The 18,447-nt window shown below is 43.6% G+C and carries 15 protein-coding genes; 5 read left to right on the top strand and 10 right to left on the bottom strand.

Going from position 1 to position 18,447, the window contains the following annotated elements; genetic code table 11:
- Positions 1 to 13 precede the first annotated feature (13 nt).
- The 9 genes from AB7D94_RS02280 to AB7D94_RS02240 all read right to left on the bottom strand — a co-directional run bounded on the left by AB7D94_RS02280 (position 14) and on the right by AB7D94_RS02240 (position 7,629).
- Entirely contained in the window at positions 14 to 1,093 is a 1,080-nt protein-coding gene (locus tag AB7D94_RS02280) for a tyrosine-type recombinase/integrase (RefSeq protein ID WP_420264080.1), read from the bottom strand.
- A complete protein-coding gene (locus tag AB7D94_RS02275) occupies positions 1,068 to 1,301 on the bottom strand; it encodes a helix-turn-helix domain-containing protein (RefSeq protein ID WP_420264079.1) in 234 nt (77 codons plus the stop codon). Before AB7D94_RS02275 ends, AB7D94_RS02280 begins: the two co-directional genes overlap by 26 nt.
- 138 nt (positions 1,302 to 1,439) lie before the next feature.
- Positions 1,440 to 1,751 carry a helix-turn-helix domain-containing protein gene (locus AB7D94_RS02270; protein ID WP_420264078.1) on the bottom strand — a complete coding sequence of 104 codons (312 nt, stop codon included), beginning with the start codon at positions 1,749 to 1,751 and terminating at the stop codon, positions 1,440 to 1,442.
- A 103-nt stretch (positions 1,752 to 1,854) separates the two neighbouring features.
- Positions 1,855 to 2,895, bottom strand: coding sequence for a DNA methyltransferase (locus tag AB7D94_RS02265; protein ID WP_420264077.1), 1,041 nt, complete (start codon positions 2,893 to 2,895; stop codon positions 1,855 to 1,857).
- A 273-nt stretch (positions 2,896 to 3,168) separates the two neighbouring features.
- Complete coding sequence (locus AB7D94_RS02260) at positions 3,169 to 3,792, bottom strand: hypothetical protein (protein ID WP_420264075.1); 624 nt, start codon at positions 3,790 to 3,792, stop codon at positions 3,169 to 3,171.
- Positions 3,789 to 5,546 carry a hypothetical protein gene (locus tag AB7D94_RS02255; RefSeq protein ID WP_420264074.1) on the bottom strand — a complete coding sequence of 586 codons (1,758 nt, stop codon included), beginning with the start codon at positions 5,544 to 5,546 and terminating at the stop codon, positions 3,789 to 3,791. Before AB7D94_RS02255 ends, AB7D94_RS02260 begins: the two co-directional genes overlap by 4 nt.
- Positions 5,539 to 6,054, bottom strand: a complete 516-nt coding sequence (locus tag AB7D94_RS02250) for a CHC2 zinc finger domain-containing protein (RefSeq protein ID WP_420264073.1) — start codon at positions 6,052 to 6,054, stop codon at positions 5,539 to 5,541. Before AB7D94_RS02250 ends, AB7D94_RS02255 begins: the two co-directional genes overlap by 8 nt.
- Positions 6,054 to 6,305, bottom strand: coding sequence for a DUF5659 domain-containing protein (locus AB7D94_RS02245; protein WP_420264072.1), 252 nt, complete (start codon positions 6,303 to 6,305; stop codon positions 6,054 to 6,056). Before AB7D94_RS02245 ends, AB7D94_RS02250 begins: the two co-directional genes overlap by 1 nt.
- A 205-nt stretch (positions 6,306 to 6,510) precedes the next feature.
- A complete protein-coding gene (locus AB7D94_RS02240) occupies positions 6,511 to 7,629 on the bottom strand; it encodes a hypothetical protein (RefSeq protein WP_420264071.1) in 1,119 nt (372 codons plus the stop codon).
- Between the two features lie 140 nt (positions 7,630 to 7,769).
- On the opposite strand from AB7D94_RS02240, the gene AB7D94_RS02235 reads away from it, so the two are divergent.
- From AB7D94_RS02235 to AB7D94_RS02215, 5 genes are all read left to right on the top strand, one after another.
- Positions 7,770 to 8,114 carry a hypothetical protein gene (locus AB7D94_RS02235; RefSeq protein WP_420264070.1) on the top strand — a complete coding sequence of 115 codons (345 nt, stop codon included), beginning with the start codon at positions 7,770 to 7,772 and terminating at the stop codon, positions 8,112 to 8,114.
- A gap of 411 nt (positions 8,115 to 8,525) precedes the next feature.
- Entirely contained in the window at positions 8,526 to 11,369 is a 2,844-nt protein-coding gene (locus tag AB7D94_RS02230; protein ID WP_420264069.1) for an SNF2-related protein, read from the top strand.
- Positions 11,366 to 13,306 carry a site-specific DNA-methyltransferase gene (locus tag AB7D94_RS02225; protein ID WP_420264068.1) on the top strand — a complete coding sequence of 647 codons (1,941 nt, stop codon included), beginning with the start codon at positions 11,366 to 11,368 and terminating at the stop codon, positions 13,304 to 13,306. Before AB7D94_RS02230 ends, AB7D94_RS02225 begins: the two co-directional genes overlap by 4 nt.
- A 10-nt stretch (positions 13,307 to 13,316) precedes the next feature.
- Positions 13,317 to 14,360 (top strand): virulence RhuM family protein, encoded by a 1,044-nt coding sequence (gene rhuM / locus AB7D94_RS02220; RefSeq protein WP_420264066.1) that lies wholly within the window; start codon positions 13,317 to 13,319, stop codon positions 14,358 to 14,360.
- On the top strand, positions 14,357 to 17,308 hold the full coding sequence (locus AB7D94_RS02215; RefSeq protein WP_420264065.1) for a restriction endonuclease: 2,952 nt from the start codon (positions 14,357 to 14,359) through the stop codon (positions 17,306 to 17,308). Before rhuM ends, AB7D94_RS02215 begins: the two co-directional genes overlap by 4 nt.
- A 563-nt stretch (positions 17,309 to 17,871) precedes the next feature.
- Here AB7D94_RS02215 and AB7D94_RS02210 read toward each other — a convergent pair.
- On the bottom strand, positions 17,872 to 18,369 hold the full coding sequence (locus tag AB7D94_RS02210; RefSeq protein ID WP_420264122.1) for a site-specific integrase: 498 nt from the start codon (positions 18,367 to 18,369) through the stop codon (positions 17,872 to 17,874).
- Between the last annotated feature and the right edge of the window lie 78 nt (positions 18,370 to 18,447).

The following is an 18,447-nucleotide window of genomic DNA, read 5'->3' as shown; positions in this document are numbered from 1 at the left end:
TTCATTTTCAATCTTAGTTCACTGCCTGACTATGCAGTAAATATGCAGTTCGTTTTTCGTCTGCATTCCCTGTTATGTCCAGCACGTTGACGGCATTCTGTAAGTGGTTCGGTGATAAATGGCTATACCTCAATGTCATGGTCAAGCTCTTATGTCCCAAAAGTTTTGATACTGTGGTAATGTCCACGCCGCCCATTACAAGATGACTGGCGAAGGTATGACGTAGGTCGTGGAAGTGAAAGTCCGTTATTCCTGCCCTTCTGCAAGCTGTTTGAAAACTTCTCTTAACATCATTGAAAGGCTTACCCGTGGTCTCATCAAAAAATACATAGGGAATATCAAGCCGCCTTGTTATACTTTGCAATACGGCCTTCAAGTCGTCATTGATAGGTATGTCCCGACACTCCCCGTTCTTTGTGCGGTCAAGCCTGATAAAACCATGCGTCAGGTCTATATTATCCCACTTTACCGATAAAACTTCACCCCTACGACACCCTGTGTTAAGTGCAAAGGTAACGATAGCGTTCAGGTAGCCATTGCAGTTTCTAAGAAGCTCCTTACACTCTTCTTTTGATAAATACCTCAAACGCCGGTTATTTTCCTCAAGTAACCTTACCTGCCTTATCTTTTTAAACGTGCTGTCATCTGCCATTTCCCACTGAACGGCCTTTGTGAACATGTGCTTCATAGTTGCCAGTAGGCGGTTAACCGTTGCAGGTTTATTACCCTTTTCTATCCTGCGTGTTTGAAATTGCTCGACTTGCATAGTATTGAAGCTCCTCAATGGTAGATTTCCAAAAACATCTACCAATTGTAAGATAAACCCTCTCTTACTGCGAAAGGAGCGTTGCCGTTCAGCCCAGGTTAAATACTGCTCCGAAAGCTGTCTGAACGTGAAATTCGAGATTCGCTTGATAGGCTCTGGTGCTTTGCCCTCACGGATAGCCCGTCTCTGGTTTTCGAGTTTTGCCTGTGCCTCTTTAAAGTTCGTGGTCTTTGCAGATTCACGAATAACCTTACCATCGTGACCGACATATCGTAGCCAGTAAAAATCTGAACCTTTTTGTTTATAGAGTCCTTTGTGTTTTGCCATGTCTCTTTGTAACCTCCTTTCCTTTTTCGTTTTCCTTTTGCTCAAGACAATCAAGTAATGCTCTCAAAGTATCGCCCGGTGTCTTCACCCCCTTTTCAAGATTGCAGATGTACTGTTCCGTTACACGTAATACTGCGGCAAAATCCTTCTGGTAAAGGTTAAGCCGCTGCCTGAAAGCCTTAATTTCTGTCGGTGTCCACTCTTTCATATAGATATGATACACTTAAACTATGTTTATGTCAAGGGTTATTTTTGTACTGCATAGTTTAGTGCATAGTGGTTTATAACATGCCGATATTACGTGATAATTTACTAAGCGTGTTTGATATACAGTCATGTTACCGCTTTACCTAAATTTGCCGGTGAAGGTGTTAGATTCTGGTATTGTCTGCCGTTGAATCCACTTATCTATATCCCGTTGTCTGAAACGCACACCGCCGGATTGACCAGCCTGTATCTTGAAATGCGGTATTTGCTTATTACTTACCAGTTTGCTAATCGTGCTTTCAGATACTTTGAGATATGCGGCAAGGGATTTCTTGTCGAAGATAACGTCTTCATGCTCACGCTTGCCATTACCGGCAATAGAGGGCTTCAGACGTTCCATAACCGCGTCTGCTATCGCCTGTATATCATCCGGTTCAAGCAATGTTTTCAAACCTTAACCTCAATGGTATAACAAGATTGAGAAATACCACCCGCCAGGCTCACGTTCAGCACACCAGTATCGTACATAGACTTCCTATTGCTTTTCATTGGTATTACAAAAGCCTCCACACAACTAAATCACGATGAGTTACTAAGCATATCTTCTCTTCTTTGGCCTTCTCTACCATCTGCGCGTTATATTGCTGTGTCGAATATGGAAGTATCCGCCTCATTTCTATCTCATATTTACCATTAAACACTTTGGCTAATTTAAAGATATGGTCTTCATACTTCTTATCGTTTTTCCATTGCGTAGGCATGATGACTATAGCGATACGCTTTACCTTTCGTCCGATAAGCTCCTTGAGAAACTTCTCAAGTGTTGCGTAGAAATCATCGAGGCTCATATTTCCAAGACACTCCTTATCTTCTGAATACATTTTCTCAGCCTGTTTCCAATAAGGCGGGTCAAGAAATACAAAGTCCGGCTTCTGTAAATCATTAGGAAGGCCATTAGCTATGTCCCACAGCTTTATATCGTCTTCACGTCCAGCCTTAACTATCCTGTCTGAGCAGTAATACCGGCGTTGCCATGCCTTACACACGTCAACAGTCGTGCCATTGCCAGCGAACGGGTCATAGACTATGTCCATTGGCTCTGTGTGATAGTAAATCAGATTCTCCATAAACACGATAGGAAACGCGCCGAAATGAGATACGCCATCACCTTTTTCCGTATTCCAGATTGAGTAAATGATTGGTTTGAAGTTTTGTAAACTTTTGGCAATATTGCTGTTTGTTGACAATTTCTCAATTATCTTAGATACCGCTTGCTTGGTAATGCCGTACCTCTCAGCAATGGCCTCCTGAGTATTCCAGCCTTTGAGGTATTCACTAAATATATCCTCGTTACGTTTTTCCTCATCAGATTGCCTTTTATTCTGCGTCCAATCACTAACAGTACGCACAGACACGGAGAGTATCTTTGCAATCTCCTCATTTGAGTATGAGCCGCATACTTCAATAGCAAGGTTCTTTTTGTCTTTGTTGCTCATCTGATAGCCATGCTTGGCATTTCTTTCAGCAGCTATCATTTTAAGCTCTATATCAGTGTTGGTATAAGTAACAAAACACGCTATTGCTTCCTTACCCACTCGTATATGTGCCAATCATAGATGATTCCCGTCTATCAATTTATTGTCTTGATTTAATTCAATAGGCGGCAACTCGTCAATACATTGCGTGTATTTTTCAATCAACTCATTATCCGGTTCAAGTCGTGGATACAAGTCTTTTCTGAACACAATATCCTTAATTGCAATTTTCATAACGTTTATAGATTCCTGTCTATTTAACATCGTTTCAGACATTTCAACCTCTCTCTATTGATTTCCGGCCTCATGGCCGTACTTGTTACGATATTTGATTTACCTGTTGTATTCATTCCCCAGCCTCCACCTCAGCCCATTCACATGGTAATTCTTTTCCGTACACCGGCTATTGCCACAAGAGATATTCCCCGCCTTGTCGATAACAGCCATGCCTTTACAGAAATAGCAATCCAACGTCCCGCCGCCGTCTGCGTCCGGCCTGTAATTCAAGTTTTTCTTTAACAGAAACTCATGCTGATTTAGTTCCTTTGGCAGGACGTAAACACTGACGGCACTTTGCTTTGCTGCCTCAGGTCGTGGTTCGATAGCAGGCGTGGGCGACGTGGCGGCATCCGATTGTTTGGTTGCCGTTGGCTTAGATAATATATCGTGAGCCGCTTGAGGTGTCATCTTTGCTAAATCATCATCTGCATAACCTCTATTCCTAAGCTCCGCCCGCATTGCTCGAGTTATCAGTACAGGAACGATGGCCTCGGTAGTGGGCGTTATCGGCGCGGTCTCCGGCTGTTGATGTAGTGTGTCGGCTAATTTAACCTTGCCAGCACTTATAAGCCCAAGCAAAAACTCATTGTTCGCTACTTTAAAAGGTTGACCGGCATTTATTGAGACTTCGCCTTTGGGAGTCTTAATCTTTAGAGGCATCAATGCTACATATCTCATATTTCGACCTCACAGTCCGTTTCTAAAGTTAAAATATTATCCTCTTGAGGCTCGACTAAACATCTACCAACATCTACCGAAGTCAAAGATGCACTGTCCATGCGGTTTTTATCAGGTAGATGATGAGTAGATGTTGATTCCTCAATATTTGAACATCTACCGGCGGCAAGTGGCGCATTATCTAGTTCTTTGACGTTGGTAGATGTATGTAGATGTTCTGACGATATATCAGAGGAAATAGTTTTATATTGCCTCAAAAGGATGTCAAAATCGCTTCTATATAAAAATATATGAGAGCGTCCATTTATCATTTTAGTTTTTAACCCTAAAGCGCGTACCTGCCCTCCTATGTATCTCTCTGTAACTGGTTTGTCTGCGGGTCTATGTGAGTTGATTATACTCGCTATATCGCCGGTTTTTATTCTCCATTCAGGCACGTCCTCCGGTGATAACTCCTCAATCGCGGCAACAATTTGCTCATGTATGCCTCCCTTCTTATCTTCAATTCTCTGCCCCGAGATTTCAATTAAGGCTTCCTTCAGGTCATCAAGCCCCTCAGGATAGACCATCATACACACCTGCAAAAGAGGTTTAGAAATATCCCATATCCGCCCTGTCAATTCAGGTATATGTTCTATCAGCGGCAGGTGTTTATCCATAACCTTTGCTCGCCATGCGATTAAATGTGCTTTTTGTGATAGTGCTTTTTCAGGTGTAGGGTTTTCGTACTCACCAAGCTTATTAGTCATTGAGATATTAAGACATCTGGTGTCAAGTATGCTGTTTATGTTTTGATTCGTAGCCATTATTGTGGGGCCGAATATGTCATAGTAACGTGTGTCTTCAAATGCGCCCCTATCTGGATAAATGACTCTCACCGCCTTTGCCCCTTTTTCGAAACGAAGCAGTAAAATGTCTTCGCACCCGCCTCTTTCAGCCTTTTTCCATAAATCCATGAGGTCAAAAAACAATGTCGCTTTAAAGTTCTCAGAAAATCGGAATATATTGGCCTCACGCAAATCGACAAGATGTACCCCTCTATACGAGACGTAGGCAATGGCTTTGCCAGTCCGTGATTTACCCCTCTCCGCAACGGCGTAAAAAAGCAGCATAGGGATATAGCGTATGTCTGGATGGTCTTGAATATATGTCAAAAAAATAAAGCACGCCACGATTATCCACTGTTTAACCTGTAAGAATGAAAACCGCTTCAGATAGATTAAGAGGTCATTGAAGATTGAATAATCATCTTTATAGTACCACTCCGCAACGTCTTCATATCGAGCCATTACAAATGGAATATTGTCTTTAGTGGGCGGTGAATATACAGTGCCGTCTATTTCATAGGTATTGGATATAGATAAGTCATCTCCGTCCTTCAACAAATAGGTGTTACTACCATCATCTGAAACAACGTCAACCAGTCCGGGAAAATTCATGCTATAGACAACCGGCTGTGATTCAGCATGTTTATCTTTTCTTAAAGCCTGAATATCCTTACTAATTGCCCGCTTGCCCATGCCGTGCTTTTTTGATAAGAGGTTAATATATAGGTCTCTCTCGGCCTCACTCTTGATTGCGGCCATTTCCTTTATTATTTCAGGAATAGTCTCAATCGTTGAGGCATTGATTCTATCGCGCAACGATTCATTTGTAACGTGAGCTTCAATCGGCGCAGTCTTCAATCCTTCCCTTTGTTTTTTCAATTCAACGAGCTTTTCGGCCAACTCCGCATCCGGTAATGTTTTATTCAAAAATACCTCCCTGTTTATAGATTTCAAGCCTATCCTGCTCAGAACCGAACTGCAAGAGGTCAAGCATGTGCGCCACGTAAGCCTCATCATGGAAGAATGGCGCTATGGCATCTATGTCGGCCTCTGTTCGTATTTGTAGTTTGCATTCGGTTAATGTCCTCAAGAATTCGCAAAGCCTATCCTCATATGCCCGTAGCTGCTGCCGGTAATTCTTGACAAGTTCTTTTTGCTTTTGTAGGACAGGGTTCGGGCTGTAAGGCTTTCCATGAATATCTAAGAGCTTCAGCGCCACCCGGAAGTCAACACCGTGCAACTTCTGAATGAAGGTTACGACGTCCCCTCCGGCCCAACATCCAAAACATGTGAACGTTTGCCTTTGAACATCAACCATCATAGAAGGCGTTTTCTCATCGTGAAACGGGCACAGCCCCCAATGGCGAATCCCTTTCTGTTTTAGAATGACGTGCCGTTCGATAATCTCCAAAATGTCTGGCTTGTTTAAAGTCATTATTTCTGACCCCTGAGTGCCATCATCTGCGCCCGTAGCCGCCTGAGTGCCGCGACAAAATCCAGAACAGGAATTTCGACATTGTTGTTGTACTCCTGCGCAAGACGGTAAGTTTCGTCGTCTGAGGGAAACAAGAAAACTACGTGTGAGCCGCTAATGGATAATTCCGGCACGATTCCTTTCAGTGATAAAAAACTTGAGAGGTTAACATCATTGATTGGTACTTTCTGAATTCCTTTGCCTTTTGCCATTCAAACCCCTTTTCTCAGTCAATTTGCCGCTTTTAAAAAGCTGTCTCCATTATCACCGGAATACATATCGGATGTAACGAAGAATAAGGGTGTGGCTTAAACAAAAAGAGGGTAAGGCTTATTTTGTTAGGGCTTATTGCTATTTACATTGATATAAGTAACTGATAATAATACATTATATGCTTCTATACTTTTTAAAGTAGCATTAAATATATTTCTTGTATTCACCATTTATTAATGCAAGAGCATTTTTATAATAGTTTTCAATATTTCTTTCGTCAAATAACTTGCCGAGTTCCTTTTTTGACAATCTAATCGAACGTGTTAATATTTCACATATTTCGGCATAGATATGACCTTCTCTATATAAATCATAGACCATGAGATAGTATTTCCATTTATCGTCTCTGTTTTTTGTTTTTCTTCCAATGACATGAATATCTAAATATTGACCTATTTGCCTCATTATCTCATCCCTGCCAAGTCTCAAGTCAATTCTTACTACAAGAGAATCCTTTTGTGGTGGAAAATTCCTTACCGGCTCTGAATCACCTATTTTCATATCACTTATGGTGCTTAATATTTGCTCTCCTGGCATGTCATAATAAAATTCAGGGAAAAGGTATTTAAAAATTATTGACGGTGAAATGTCCCTTATATTGCCGTCCTTATCGCTGTTGTGTAAAAGTTTCAAATATGCGTATGGTTTCTCTCTTAGAGCTGCGCCTTCTTTTTCATAAGCACTGTGTAACTCGTCATTAGTTATATCATTACTGATAACACGGTAAGCGCTTATACGGTTAGGACTTAGGACATTTATTATTCGCATACCATTAGCTAAAATAAAATAAGAACTGGTAATGATAACGCCATATTTATTGTACATTTCATTTTGTGCATTTTTACATTCTGCTGCGATTTGACTTTGTTGTTCATCATTATCTTTTAGTTTATTTTCTAAGTCATATAAATCACTTATACGCTCTCTCCACTTTTCGTTTCCTTTAGATTTAAGTTTTTCAATTGCCTTACTATCTATGGCTTGACCTTCTGTCAATGACGTTGCCGCATTAATTGTATCAAATATAATAGAACTCCAAGAGGCACGCTCTGGTGTCGTATATCTACGCATGGTTTCAAGTAAAAAATCATTTTTTTCAGAATTTAACTTTCTTAATGACATTATCTTGTCATAGAGAAGTATAAAATCACTATTCCTTGATAAGAAAGCTGAAATCCAACCATCAGTTGAAACCTTGTCAAGATAGTCGTATATAGTAGGGTCGAAGCGTATCTCTTTCTCTTTTCCTTTTGCCATTTTCATTTACCTTCCTTCTCAACCGTTGTTCGTGTCGTTACGCTATCCCGCGATACTTGTATATTATACATTTTTACTATCTGATTATGAAAGCATAACGATAGGCCATCTTGATAATACTATTAGATTTATGGCATACTTAAACTATGAAGGCTCTATTAAAAAAACAATTGCTTGCCGTCAGAGAATCGGACGGTTATCACCGGCTGCCAAAACCTAAGAAAAAAAGTCGCCCCGGGAACAAGCAAAGGGAATTGAAAGCTGTCCTCAAGACTGTATTGCGAATGCTTAGCAGAGCGGTAGTCCGCGGAGTATTGGCCGACTTGGGTGTTAACGTTTTACAGGAAATAGTTAATTTGCTTCGCACAACCGAGGATATAAGAATTCGGTCTACTATTTTGCTTTGCCTGCTTGACAAGATAGAACCAGACGCAAAATACACGAATCAAACGGCTAAACGCGAACCAAGATACGAGGATTTCATAACGTGATAAAATCCAAAAACACCATGATTTTAATAATAACTAACCTGTAACTTGCTGTATCGGCATTATTATTATCTGGTAAGAGTTTTTGAAACTACTCAAGGCGAAAATACAAAATAAAATAGGGCGTTATATAGGGGAATAGGCCGGTTTTTCAGGAAATCGACCGCTTAATGGGGTAACTTTGCTTAGTTTATCGGCGGGCAAGACGGGGCGTCACCTGTACCATCATGCCGGTGTCCAAGCAAATATCCGGTGAAACCATGAGGCAAGGCCGCGTGTCGGCATTAATTGAGGCTGGCTGTTTAACCTTCGTCCTGAATTTATCCTGAGCCGTTTCTGAAGTAAGAATCTAATCAAGCTCATAATCAAAGTCAATATTGACTTAACCAGTCCGGCAAAAGTATGATTTAAGGCATGACGGCTTTTCACTCAGCATATTTCGCATATGAATTAACGAAACGCCACTCTGTTAATGATTCTGAAAAGCTGGCCACAGTGCTTGCCGACGCTCAGGTTGATTTAAATCCACACCAGCTTGACGCCGCTCTTTTTGCGTTTAAGTCGCCATTGTCAAAAGGCTCTATCCTTGCCGATGAGGTGGGGCTTGGTAAAACAATTGAGGCAGGTCTTGTAATCGCACAGAAATGGTCAGAGGGCAAGCGGCGGATTATTATTATCACACCTGCAAACCTCCGTAAACAATGGGCACAGGAAATGGCGGATAAATTTTATCTGCCTGCGGCCATTATGGAAGCTAAGAACTACCGGCAAATCAAACTTGATGGTATATCTAACCCCTTTATACAAGACTCCCTCGTTATATGTTCCTACCAGTTTGCGGCAAAATACGCGGATGTTATTGTTGCCATGCAGTGGGATATGGCAGTTATAGATGAGGCACACCGGCTGCGTAACGTCTATAAAACAGACAATAAAATTGCCAAAGCCATAAAAAACGCACTTGTCAACACCCCTAAAATATTACTCACCGCGACACCTTTACAGAATACACTCTTGGAGCTGTACGGGCTGGTCAGCGTCATTGACGATTATGCCTTTGGCGACCTCAGGAGTTACAAGACCATGTATGCCCGCCTTATCGGCGACGCCGTATTTGATGAGCTGAAATCAAGGCTTGCTCCCCTCTGCCATAGGACACTGCGCCGACAGGTGCTTGAGTACATTCGTTATACGAACCGCATCCCCATAACAGAAGACTTTTTCCCCTCTGATGATGAGACGGCGCTGTATGAAATGGTATCTGAATATCTGCGAAAACCCCTGATTCATGCCCTGCCGAATTCACAGCGTCAGCTTATTACGCTTATAATGCGCAAGCTGCTGGCGTCGTCCACTTTTGCAATAGCCGGGGCGTTGGATTCGTTGGCACAACGGTTGAGAAGGGAATTGAAAGGCGTAAAAGTCGAACCCGCAGTAGATGACATAGCGCAGGACTATGAGGAATACTCCAATGACGCAGAGGAATGGGATGAGGGACAAGTGAAAGAAGGGCTTTCACCCGCGGATATTGCCTCTATTGAAAAAGAGATAGAAGGGCTTGAAACATTTAGAGATATTGCCGTCAGCATTACTGAAAACGCCAAAGGCCACGCCCTCTTGAATGCCTTGACGCACGGTTTTATTAAGGCAAAAGAGCTTGGAGCGGCGGAGAAGACTATAATCTTTACGGAGTCCAGACGAACGCAAAGCTATCTTGTGCGGCTTCTTTCAGAAAACGGTTATGCCGGTAAGATTGTATTGTTTAATGGAACAAACAACGACCAGCAGTCGCGGACAATATATAAAGAATGGCGGATTGCCAATAAGAACACTGACCGAATCTCAGCCTCAAAAAGCGCAGATATGCGGGCGGCTCTGGTTGACTATTTTAAAGACCACGCCCAGATTATGATTGCCACAGAGGCGGGCGCGGAGGGTATAAACCTGCAATTCTGCTCAATGGTAGTGAATTTCGACCTGCCGTGGAATCCCCAGCGGATTGAACAGCGCATTGGCCGCTGCCACCGATACGGGCAACAATATGACGTTGTCGTTATTAATTTTATCAACCGCAAGAATGCCGCCGACCAGCGGGTATATAAAATACTGGCCGAAAAGTTCAAGTTATTTTCGGGCTTGTTCGGGGCAAGCGACGAAGTGCTTGGCGCGATTGACTCCGGCATTGATTTTGAGAAACGGGTTGCCGCTATTTATCAGAACTGTCGCACAAGCGAAGAGATAGAGGCCGAGTTCCTGAGTTTACAGTCTGAAATGGAGACCAATATAACCGCAACTATGGCCGATACCCGCAAGAAATTGATTGAGAACTTTGACGCCGAAGTCCACGACCGTCTGCGGTTAACTCTTGCCGAAAGCCGCGAATATCTCAATAAATACGACACAATGCTTTGGCGGCTTACCAGAAACGAGCTGAAAGACTCTGCGCAATTTGATGATGAGACCTTGTCCTTTACCCTGAAAACAACCGCCAATCCTGGCAAAAACATACCGTCAGGCACTTACACTCTAGCCCGTCAGGTGGACAGCGCCCACCGTTATCGCATAGGTCACCCGCTTGCGCAGTCTCTGATTGCCAGCGCCAGGGGCAGGCCGCTTCCCGCAGCCATGCTGGAGTTTGATTACACCGGATGGCAGTTAAAGGCCGCCGCGCTTGAAGTATTTGTCGGCCAAAAAGGCTTGTTGACTTTATCTCATCTGGCAATCACTGGAGCGGACGCGCATGACCACTTGATTCTGTGTGCTATGACAGACGACGGGGTGTTTGTGCCTGATCAGGCGGCAAAGCGGCTGTTTGAGCTGCCGTGTAAGGAAATCCCATCCAAAATAAACATAACAGACACGAAAAATTTAGAAGATGAGGTCAGACGAAGAAAGAACGCAGCCATTTCCGATATTGCCGCAAAACACTCACGTTGGTTTGATGATGAGATTTACAAGCTCAATAACTGGGCTGAAGACAAACGGCGCGGGCTGAAGGCGGAGTTGAAAGACTATAACGATCAGATAAAAAATCTCAAAAGAGAGGCACGCCTTGCGCCCAGCATGCCTGAAAAGATGGCGTTACAGAGGAAAATGCGGGACATTGACGCCAAACGCGGCGCCGCCTGGAAAGACTACGACGAAGCCGCTAAGTTAATCGAACAGCAAAAAGACGGCCTTCTCGACACGGTTGAACAGCGGCTGAAACATACCATTGAAGAGAAAACGATATTTACAATACAATGGAGGCTTACATGAGCGACGCCCCTGAGAAAATCGATGGCACGTCATTGGACATAGCCGCCGACAACCGCGCCCGGCTAAAGGCGATGTTTCCCACGGTCTTTACCGAAACATTAAACGACAAGGGCGAGCTGGTGGAATCGGTTGACTTTGAAAAATTAAAGACTGAACTCGGCACATTTACCGAACTCTTTGAATCCCGCCGTGAACGATACGGCATGGACTGGCCGGGCAAGAAAGAGGCTATGCGGCTTATACAGACCACAAGCGCCGCCACACTCAAACCCTGCCGTGAGGAATCCGTTAATTTCGACGCCACAGAAAACCTGTTTATCGAAGGCGATAACCTTGAAGTCCTAAAGCTCTTACAGAAAAGTTACTACGGCAAGGTGAAGATGATTTACATAGACCCGCCATATAACACCGGCAAGGAATTCATCTACCCTGACAATTACAGCGAATCGCTTGAGACATATCTTGAATACGCCGGGCTGATAGACGGCGAGGGCAGGAAGTTCTCCACCAACACCGCTAACGAAGGCCGATTTCATACAAAGTGGCTTAATATGATGTATCCGAGATTGTATCTGGCAAGGAATCTGTTGCGCGATGATGGGGTGATTTTTATCAGTATTGATGATAATGAAGTGAGTAATTTAAAGAAAATTTGTGATGAGATTTTTGGAGAGGAGAATTTTATTGGATGTCCTGTTTGGCAAAAAAAATATGGCCCCGCTAATGATGCTAAGGGAATGTCCCCTACACATGAGTTTATTCTGTGCTATGGAAAGAATATAATAAGCTGGAAACCTGGTTTGTTAGAAAGAAACGAAGAACAATTGTCCGCATTTAAAAATCCAGACAATGATTCAAGAGGAGAATGGAGAGCAAGTGACTTATCGGCAAGAACTTTTAGTGAAAGCGGTTATTATATGATAAAAGGGCCAACAGGGAAAGAATTTTTACCACCACCTTCGCGGTCATGGATTGTTAATGAGAAAAGATTTTTTGAACTACTGAATGATAATAGGATTATATTTGGGGCTGATGGTCAAGGAAGGCCGATGCAAAAAAAATTCCTAAGTGAAGTAAAAGCTGGGATTACCCCTGAAACCTGGTGGGACAGGGAAATAGCTGGGGACAATAAAACTGCACGTTATGAAATCAAAGATATTTTTCCAGAAAACATCTTTGATACACCTAAGCCAACAAAACTGATTTCACGTGTATTAACAATTGCCGACACCAAAGATTCTGATATTATTCTCGATTTCTTCTCCGGCTCCGCCACTGCCGCCCACGCTGTCCTTGACCTGAATAAACAAGACAACGGCAACCGCAAGTTTATCATGGTGCAGCTTCCCGAACCCTGCGCCGAAGACAGCGAAGCCTTCAAGGCCGGATATAAAACCATCGCCGACATCGGCAAAGAACGTATTCGGCGGGTAATAAAGAAACTCAATGAAGAACAAGAAGGCAAACTCGATTTAGACGGCGCGTCGGCGCAAGACCGCGGTTTTAAAGTCCTCAAACTCGATAAATCCAATTTCAAGCAGTGGCAACCACTCCCCCCGGACGCCACGCCTGAGCAAATAAACAAACAGCTTTTTGACCATATCAAAAATATTGAACACAAGGCATCGCCGGAAGATTTACTCTTTGAAATTCTCATCAAGGCAGGGTTTATGCCTACTGAAAAAGTGCAAACCATCACGCTTGCAGACATACCGGTGTTCTCCATTGCTGAGGGCGGCCTGCTTATCTGCCTTGCTGATACCGTAACAAAGGAACTGATTAACGCCGTTGCAGAGGACAAACACGTTCAGCAGTTTATCTGTTTAGATAAAGCCTTTGGCGGCAATGACCAGCTAAAGGCCAACGCCGTGCAGACCTTCAATGCCCGCAACATGGATAAAGAGGAACATAACCAGATAATATTCAGGACAGTGTAAGGAGGCGAATATGAAAGATAAAAACTTGCCAGTTGTTTCATCGAATAGTTTTCTCTTGTATGTAACGGAAGGAGGAAAAGTCCGCATTGAAGTGAAAATGCAGGATGAGACAGTTTGGTTGACACAGGAGCAAATGGCACAGCTCTTTGATAAGTCAAAATCCACCATCAACGAACATATTAAAAATATCTATGCTGAGAATGAACTGTCAGAAGAACAGACGATGAGAAAATTCGGAATTTCCGAATTATCTACCAAGCCGACAAATTATTACAATCTCGATATGATTATTTCAGTTGGATACCGTGTCAACAGCCTGCGCGGTACTCAATTTCGCATTTGGGCTACACAGCGGCTGCGCGAGTATATCATAAAGGGCTTTACTATGGACGATGAGCGGCTGAAACAGGCGGGCGGCGGTAACTATTTTGACGAACTGCTTGCCCGTATCCGCGACATTCGCTCATCAGAAAAGATTTTTTATCGCAAGGTTATGGATATTTACGCAACCAGCATTGATTATTCGCCAAACACTGAATTATCAAAAGAGTTTTTCAAGGTCATTCAGAATAAAATGCACTGGGCGGCACACGGCCACACTGCCGCGGAAGTTATTGAAAATCGCGCCAACGCGGCCCTGCCTAACATGGGGCTTACCTCATGGCATGGCGATAGACCAAGAAAAGACGACGTTGTTATAGCCAAGAACTACCTAAACGAAAAAGAGTTGAATCTGCTCAATCGTATTGTTACCGCCTATCTTGAATTTGCCGAGATTCAGGCGATAGACCAGAAGCCCATGTATATGAAAGACTGGATAGCCAAACTCGATGACTTTCTTAAACTCAGTGGAAGGGCATTGTTGACTCATGCAGGGAAAATAAGCCGCGATGACGCCGCCGCAAAGGCAATTACCGAATATGAAAAGTTCCGGCAAGCGCATTTAAATGAACCTTCCCCTGTAGAGAGGCATTTCAACGATGCGATACGAGAGGTAAAACACATTGAAAAGACAGCAAAGAAGGGCAGAAAAAAGGGCAGGAAGGAAGATTGAAACTGAAATTTGATTCCGGCCTTGAATACCAGCTTGAGGCTATAAAAAGCGTAACCGGCCTGTTTGAAGGACTGCCGCGGCAGCAGGGCGGGCTATCAATACAATTGAGCACAAAAATACTTGATACCGAATATAACGAGCTGGGCATTGGCAACAATCTGATTCTCTCTCACGAACAGCTTTTGAAAAACCTGCATGTCGTTCAATCCGGCAATCATGTGCCGAAATCACGAAGCTTGTTTGAAACGGAGAATTACACATTCCCTAACTTCTCAGTAGAGATGGAAACCGGCACAGGAAAGACCTATGTCTATCTGCGTACTATATTTGAGCTGAACAAGCTCTACGGCTTTAAGAAATTCATTATCGTTGTGCCGTCTGTGGCAGTGCGCGAGGGCGTTACCAGCTCTATAAAACTGATGAAGGAGCATTTCAAGGGGCTTTATGACAATGTGGCGTTTGATGATTTTGTCTATAAGTCAAAAGATTTAAGCCGAGTCCGGCAGTTCGCTGTGAATAACGAAGTACAGATTATGGTTATCAACATTCAGGCTTTTCAGAAAGATGCTGAGAAGACCGGCAATGTCATTCATCAGGAGCAGGACAGGATGTCTGGCCGCCGCCCCATTGAATTCATACAGGCTACAAACCCGATACTGATTATTGACGAACCGCAGAGCGTTGACAACACGCCCAAGTCCCAAAAGGCAATCAGCAACTTAAACCCGCTATTTGCCCTGCGTTATTCGGCCACACATACAAACCCGTATAATCTCTTGTATCAGCTTGACCCGATTCGCGCCTATGATATGAGGATTGTGAAACAGATAGAGGTGGTGGACGCCACTGGTGGGAAGGATTTTAATCAGACAATGGTGAGGCTGGACGAGGTAGGCTACTGGCCGAAAACGGCAAAGACGCCACAGGCAAAAGTTACCATATTTGAGGATACGCCAAACGGCCCGCGTGAAAAGCAGATTAAAGTAAAGCACGGCACAGATTTAGCGCAGCAGACCAACAGGCCGGATTACGAAGGGTATATAATCGTCAATATCAACGCCAAACAGGGCAACGACAAATACGTCGAGTTTCAGAACGGCAAAGTAGTTGAACTCTTTCAGGAGCTAGGCGGCATGAATGACGAGCGGCTAAAAAGCCAGCTCCGCCAAACGATAGAACAGCACTTTGAAAAAGAGAAAATACTGAAGGGCAAGGGCATAAAAGTCCTTTCGCTCTTTTTTATAGACCATGTAAAAAGCTACCGCTATTATGACGATGAGGGCAACCGGCATAAAGGTAAACTTGCCCTATGGTTCGAAGAAATCTATGCTCAAATCGGCGATAAGCCTATGTATAAGGGATTGATACCCAATTGCGCGGACGCGGTGCATGACGGCTATTTTTCGGCGGACAAAAAGAAAGGCAAGGTTGTTGAGGAGCTGGACACAAAGGGCGGCACTGCAAAGGACGACGAAACATACGAGCTGATTATGAAAGACAAGGAACGCCTGTTGAACATTGAAGAGCCTCTGCGGTTTATTTTCAGCCATTCCGCCCTCAGAGAAGGGTGGGACAATCCTAACGTATTTCAGATTTGTACTTTACGTGAAATGGGAACAGACACACAGCGCCGCCAGACCATAGGCCGGGGGCTGCGTCTGCCGGTAAATCAGGACGGCGACAGAATATATGACGAGCAGGTGAACAGGCTTACGGTTATCGCTAATGAGTCATTTGAAAACTTTGCGCGGGGCTTGCAATCTGATATTGAACTTGCGATTGACCCAAACGGCGGTTTCAAATTCGGACGTATTTCGCAGATTGCCTTTATCCCTCTGCTCAACGCCGCGGGGACAGACAAACTTTCACAGGATGAGTCAAAATCACTATGGGAACATATACAACGGCAGGGTTTGATTGATAGTAATGGTGATTTCACACCTGATTTCAGGCCGGACAGCACCGGATTTTCTCTTAATCTTACTGCTGAATTTGCGGGAATGGACGAAGCAATAATTAGCCGAATGAAGAAATTCATGCCGCGAGATATTGTCAAAGACGCCCGCAAGCGTCAAAAGGTTTCTTACAACAAGCGGATTGACCTTAACCCTGATTTTAAGATTCTATGGGATAAAATCAAACAAAAAACCCGCTATTGCGTGGAGTTTAAGACTGAAGAGTTGATAAGACGTGCTGTTGATAAAATCAAGAGAATGGCGGAAGTAAAGGAAGTGCAGATTTTGATTACAAAACGAGACATTGAAATCAAAGAATCGGGTATCGAAGGCGGCAGGATAACCAGCAATTGCATAAATCCTGTTACCAATGAACAGCCCCTGCCCGACATTCTGGAGTTTCTCCAACGGGAAACGGAACTGACGCGGGGTACGCTGGTGGAAATCATCAGACAATCTGGACGGCTAAAAGATTTTACTGTAAATCCGATGATGTTTATGTCTGAAGCCGCTAAACTCATAAACAGGGCGTTGCATGAGCTGATTATAGACGGGATTAAATACGAGCCAATAGAGGGACAATGCTATGAAATGCGCCTTTTTGAGCAGGCTGAGGTTGAAGAATATTTAGACAGGCTATATACAGTTACAAGTAAAGACGACAGAACCCCCTATGATTACATCGCCTATGAATCAGAGACAGAGAAACAGGTTGCAGAGCTTTTAGATACTGACGACAAGGTAAAGCTTTTCTGCAAACTGCCGCGCTGGTTTAAGGTTGCAACTCCACTTGGAGACTATAACCCCGATTGGGCGGTGGTTGTCGAAGCCGACCCGAAACTTTACCTTGTTCGCGAGACAAAGAGTACGCTTGACCGCGATAAGCGGCGGGAATCTGAGAACAAGAAATTCGACTGCGGGAAGGCGCACTTTAAGACATTGGGCGTCAACTTCAAAGACGCAACAACTATACATGAAGTGTTGCAGGAATAATCAAAACAAGAATTTTCTATTTGAAGATTATGCACGGGCAGGGTCCGACAGTATTTCAAAAATCGACAGTTCACGGGAGGGAGGTTTAAATGGCATATATCACAGACGGCGGGCGATACCCCTATACCATCACCAGTACCGGCAAATACGGGCAGTTTAACGGCACACAATCGCAACCGGCCTTGTAGAATCGCCGAGAATTGCTTTTTTCTGGTGAAGACATAGGAACGTATTGCTTTTGCGGAGGAATAGTGCCTACGTTTATTGTAGAGCGTTTGGGGCATGTTGGCTGTCTTTGGGGCTGGCATTTACTGAGGATTATTTGAGAAATCCCGCAGATAAGAGACTATGCAGTAACTATGCAGTGCATACTTGAAAAGATATGACAAAAGGCATGTTAGGATTTACTTTTTAAGCGGTGTAAAGTAAGAACTGGCAAGGATTTATAAAGATATGAAAGGTAAGCCCGTTGAATTGGATATAATTTGTAATCAGCTGGTCGGGGGTTCAAATCCTCTCGGTGGCTTCCTTTAAAATCAAGGGGTTACGGGGTTTTATCATAGTTACTTTTCCTCCCGATTGTATAGTTTTTGTATAGTTGATTCTGGGTTCATGGATTTGTCTAACGTATCAACCGCCTTAACTTTATGGCTTGGCGCTAAATGAGCATACCGCAATGTCATAGTCAGCGTCTTATGTCCTAAAAGTTCTTTGACAGCAACAAGGTCCACACCAGCCATAACCAAATGCGAAGCAAACGTGTGTCTTAGATCGTGAAAATGGAAATCTTTTATCCCTGCCTTTCTACAAGCTGTATCAAAACTCTTTCTAACATCTTTGTAGGGGTTTCCGGCATTGTCAAAGAATACATAGGGAACATCCAACCTACGCTGAACCCTCTGAAAAACAGACATTAGTGTGCTATTAATAGGAATTTCTCTGCGTTCGCCATTTTTTGTGGTATCTAACAAGATGAATCCATGCTTCAAGTCGATGTTCTTCCATTTTAGAGATAGCACCTCACCATTTCTCATACCGCTGTTAAGGGCAGTTACAACAATTGGATAAAGGTGCGCATCGCAGTTATGTAAGCGTCTAAATAACTACACCCGCTGGGTTACCGGCAAGAGTACCCCCTA

The organism is Candidatus Magnetominusculus dajiuhuensis, from assembly GCF_046044395.1.
Classification (GTDB): domain Bacteria; phylum Nitrospirota; class Thermodesulfovibrionia; order Thermodesulfovibrionales; family Magnetobacteriaceae; genus Magnetominusculus; species Magnetominusculus dajiuhuensis.
The sequence above is the reverse complement of the archived record's forward strand: the minus strand, read 5'-3'. Positions and strand labels throughout refer to the sequence as shown.

Excerpts from the sequence above, each read along its gene's own strand:
- AB7D94_RS02280 (WP_420264080.1), bottom strand. The coding sequence starts at position 1,093 with ATGGCAAAACACAAAGGACTCTATAAACAAAAAGGTTCAGATTTTTAC.
- AB7D94_RS02275 (WP_420264079.1), bottom strand. The coding sequence starts at position 1,301 with ATGAAAGAGTGGACACCGACAGAAATTAAGGCTTTCAGGCAGCGGCTT.
- AB7D94_RS02260 (WP_420264075.1), bottom strand. The coding sequence starts at position 3,792 with ATGAGATATGTAGCATTGATGCCTCTAAAGATTAAGACTCCCAAAGGC.
- AB7D94_RS02250 (WP_420264073.1), bottom strand. The coding sequence starts at position 6,054 with ATGACTTTAAACAAGCCAGACATTTTGGAGATTATCGAACGGCACGTC.
- AB7D94_RS02245 (WP_420264072.1), bottom strand. The coding sequence starts at position 6,305 with ATGGCAAAAGGCAAAGGAATTCAGAAAGTACCAATCAATGATGTTAAC.
- AB7D94_RS02240 (WP_420264071.1), bottom strand. The coding sequence starts at position 7,629 with ATGAAAATGGCAAAAGGAAAAGAGAAAGAGATACGCTTCGACCCTACT.
- AB7D94_RS02235 (WP_420264070.1), top strand. The coding sequence starts at position 7,770 with ATGAAGGCTCTATTAAAAAAACAATTGCTTGCCGTCAGAGAATCGGAC.
- AB7D94_RS02230 (WP_420264069.1), top strand. The coding sequence starts at position 8,526 with ATGACGGCTTTTCACTCAGCATATTTCGCATATGAATTAACGAAACGC.
- AB7D94_RS02225 (WP_420264068.1), top strand. The coding sequence starts at position 11,366 with ATGAGCGACGCCCCTGAGAAAATCGATGGCACGTCATTGGACATAGCC.
- rhuM (WP_420264066.1), top strand. The coding sequence starts at position 13,317 with ATGAAAGATAAAAACTTGCCAGTTGTTTCATCGAATAGTTTTCTCTTG.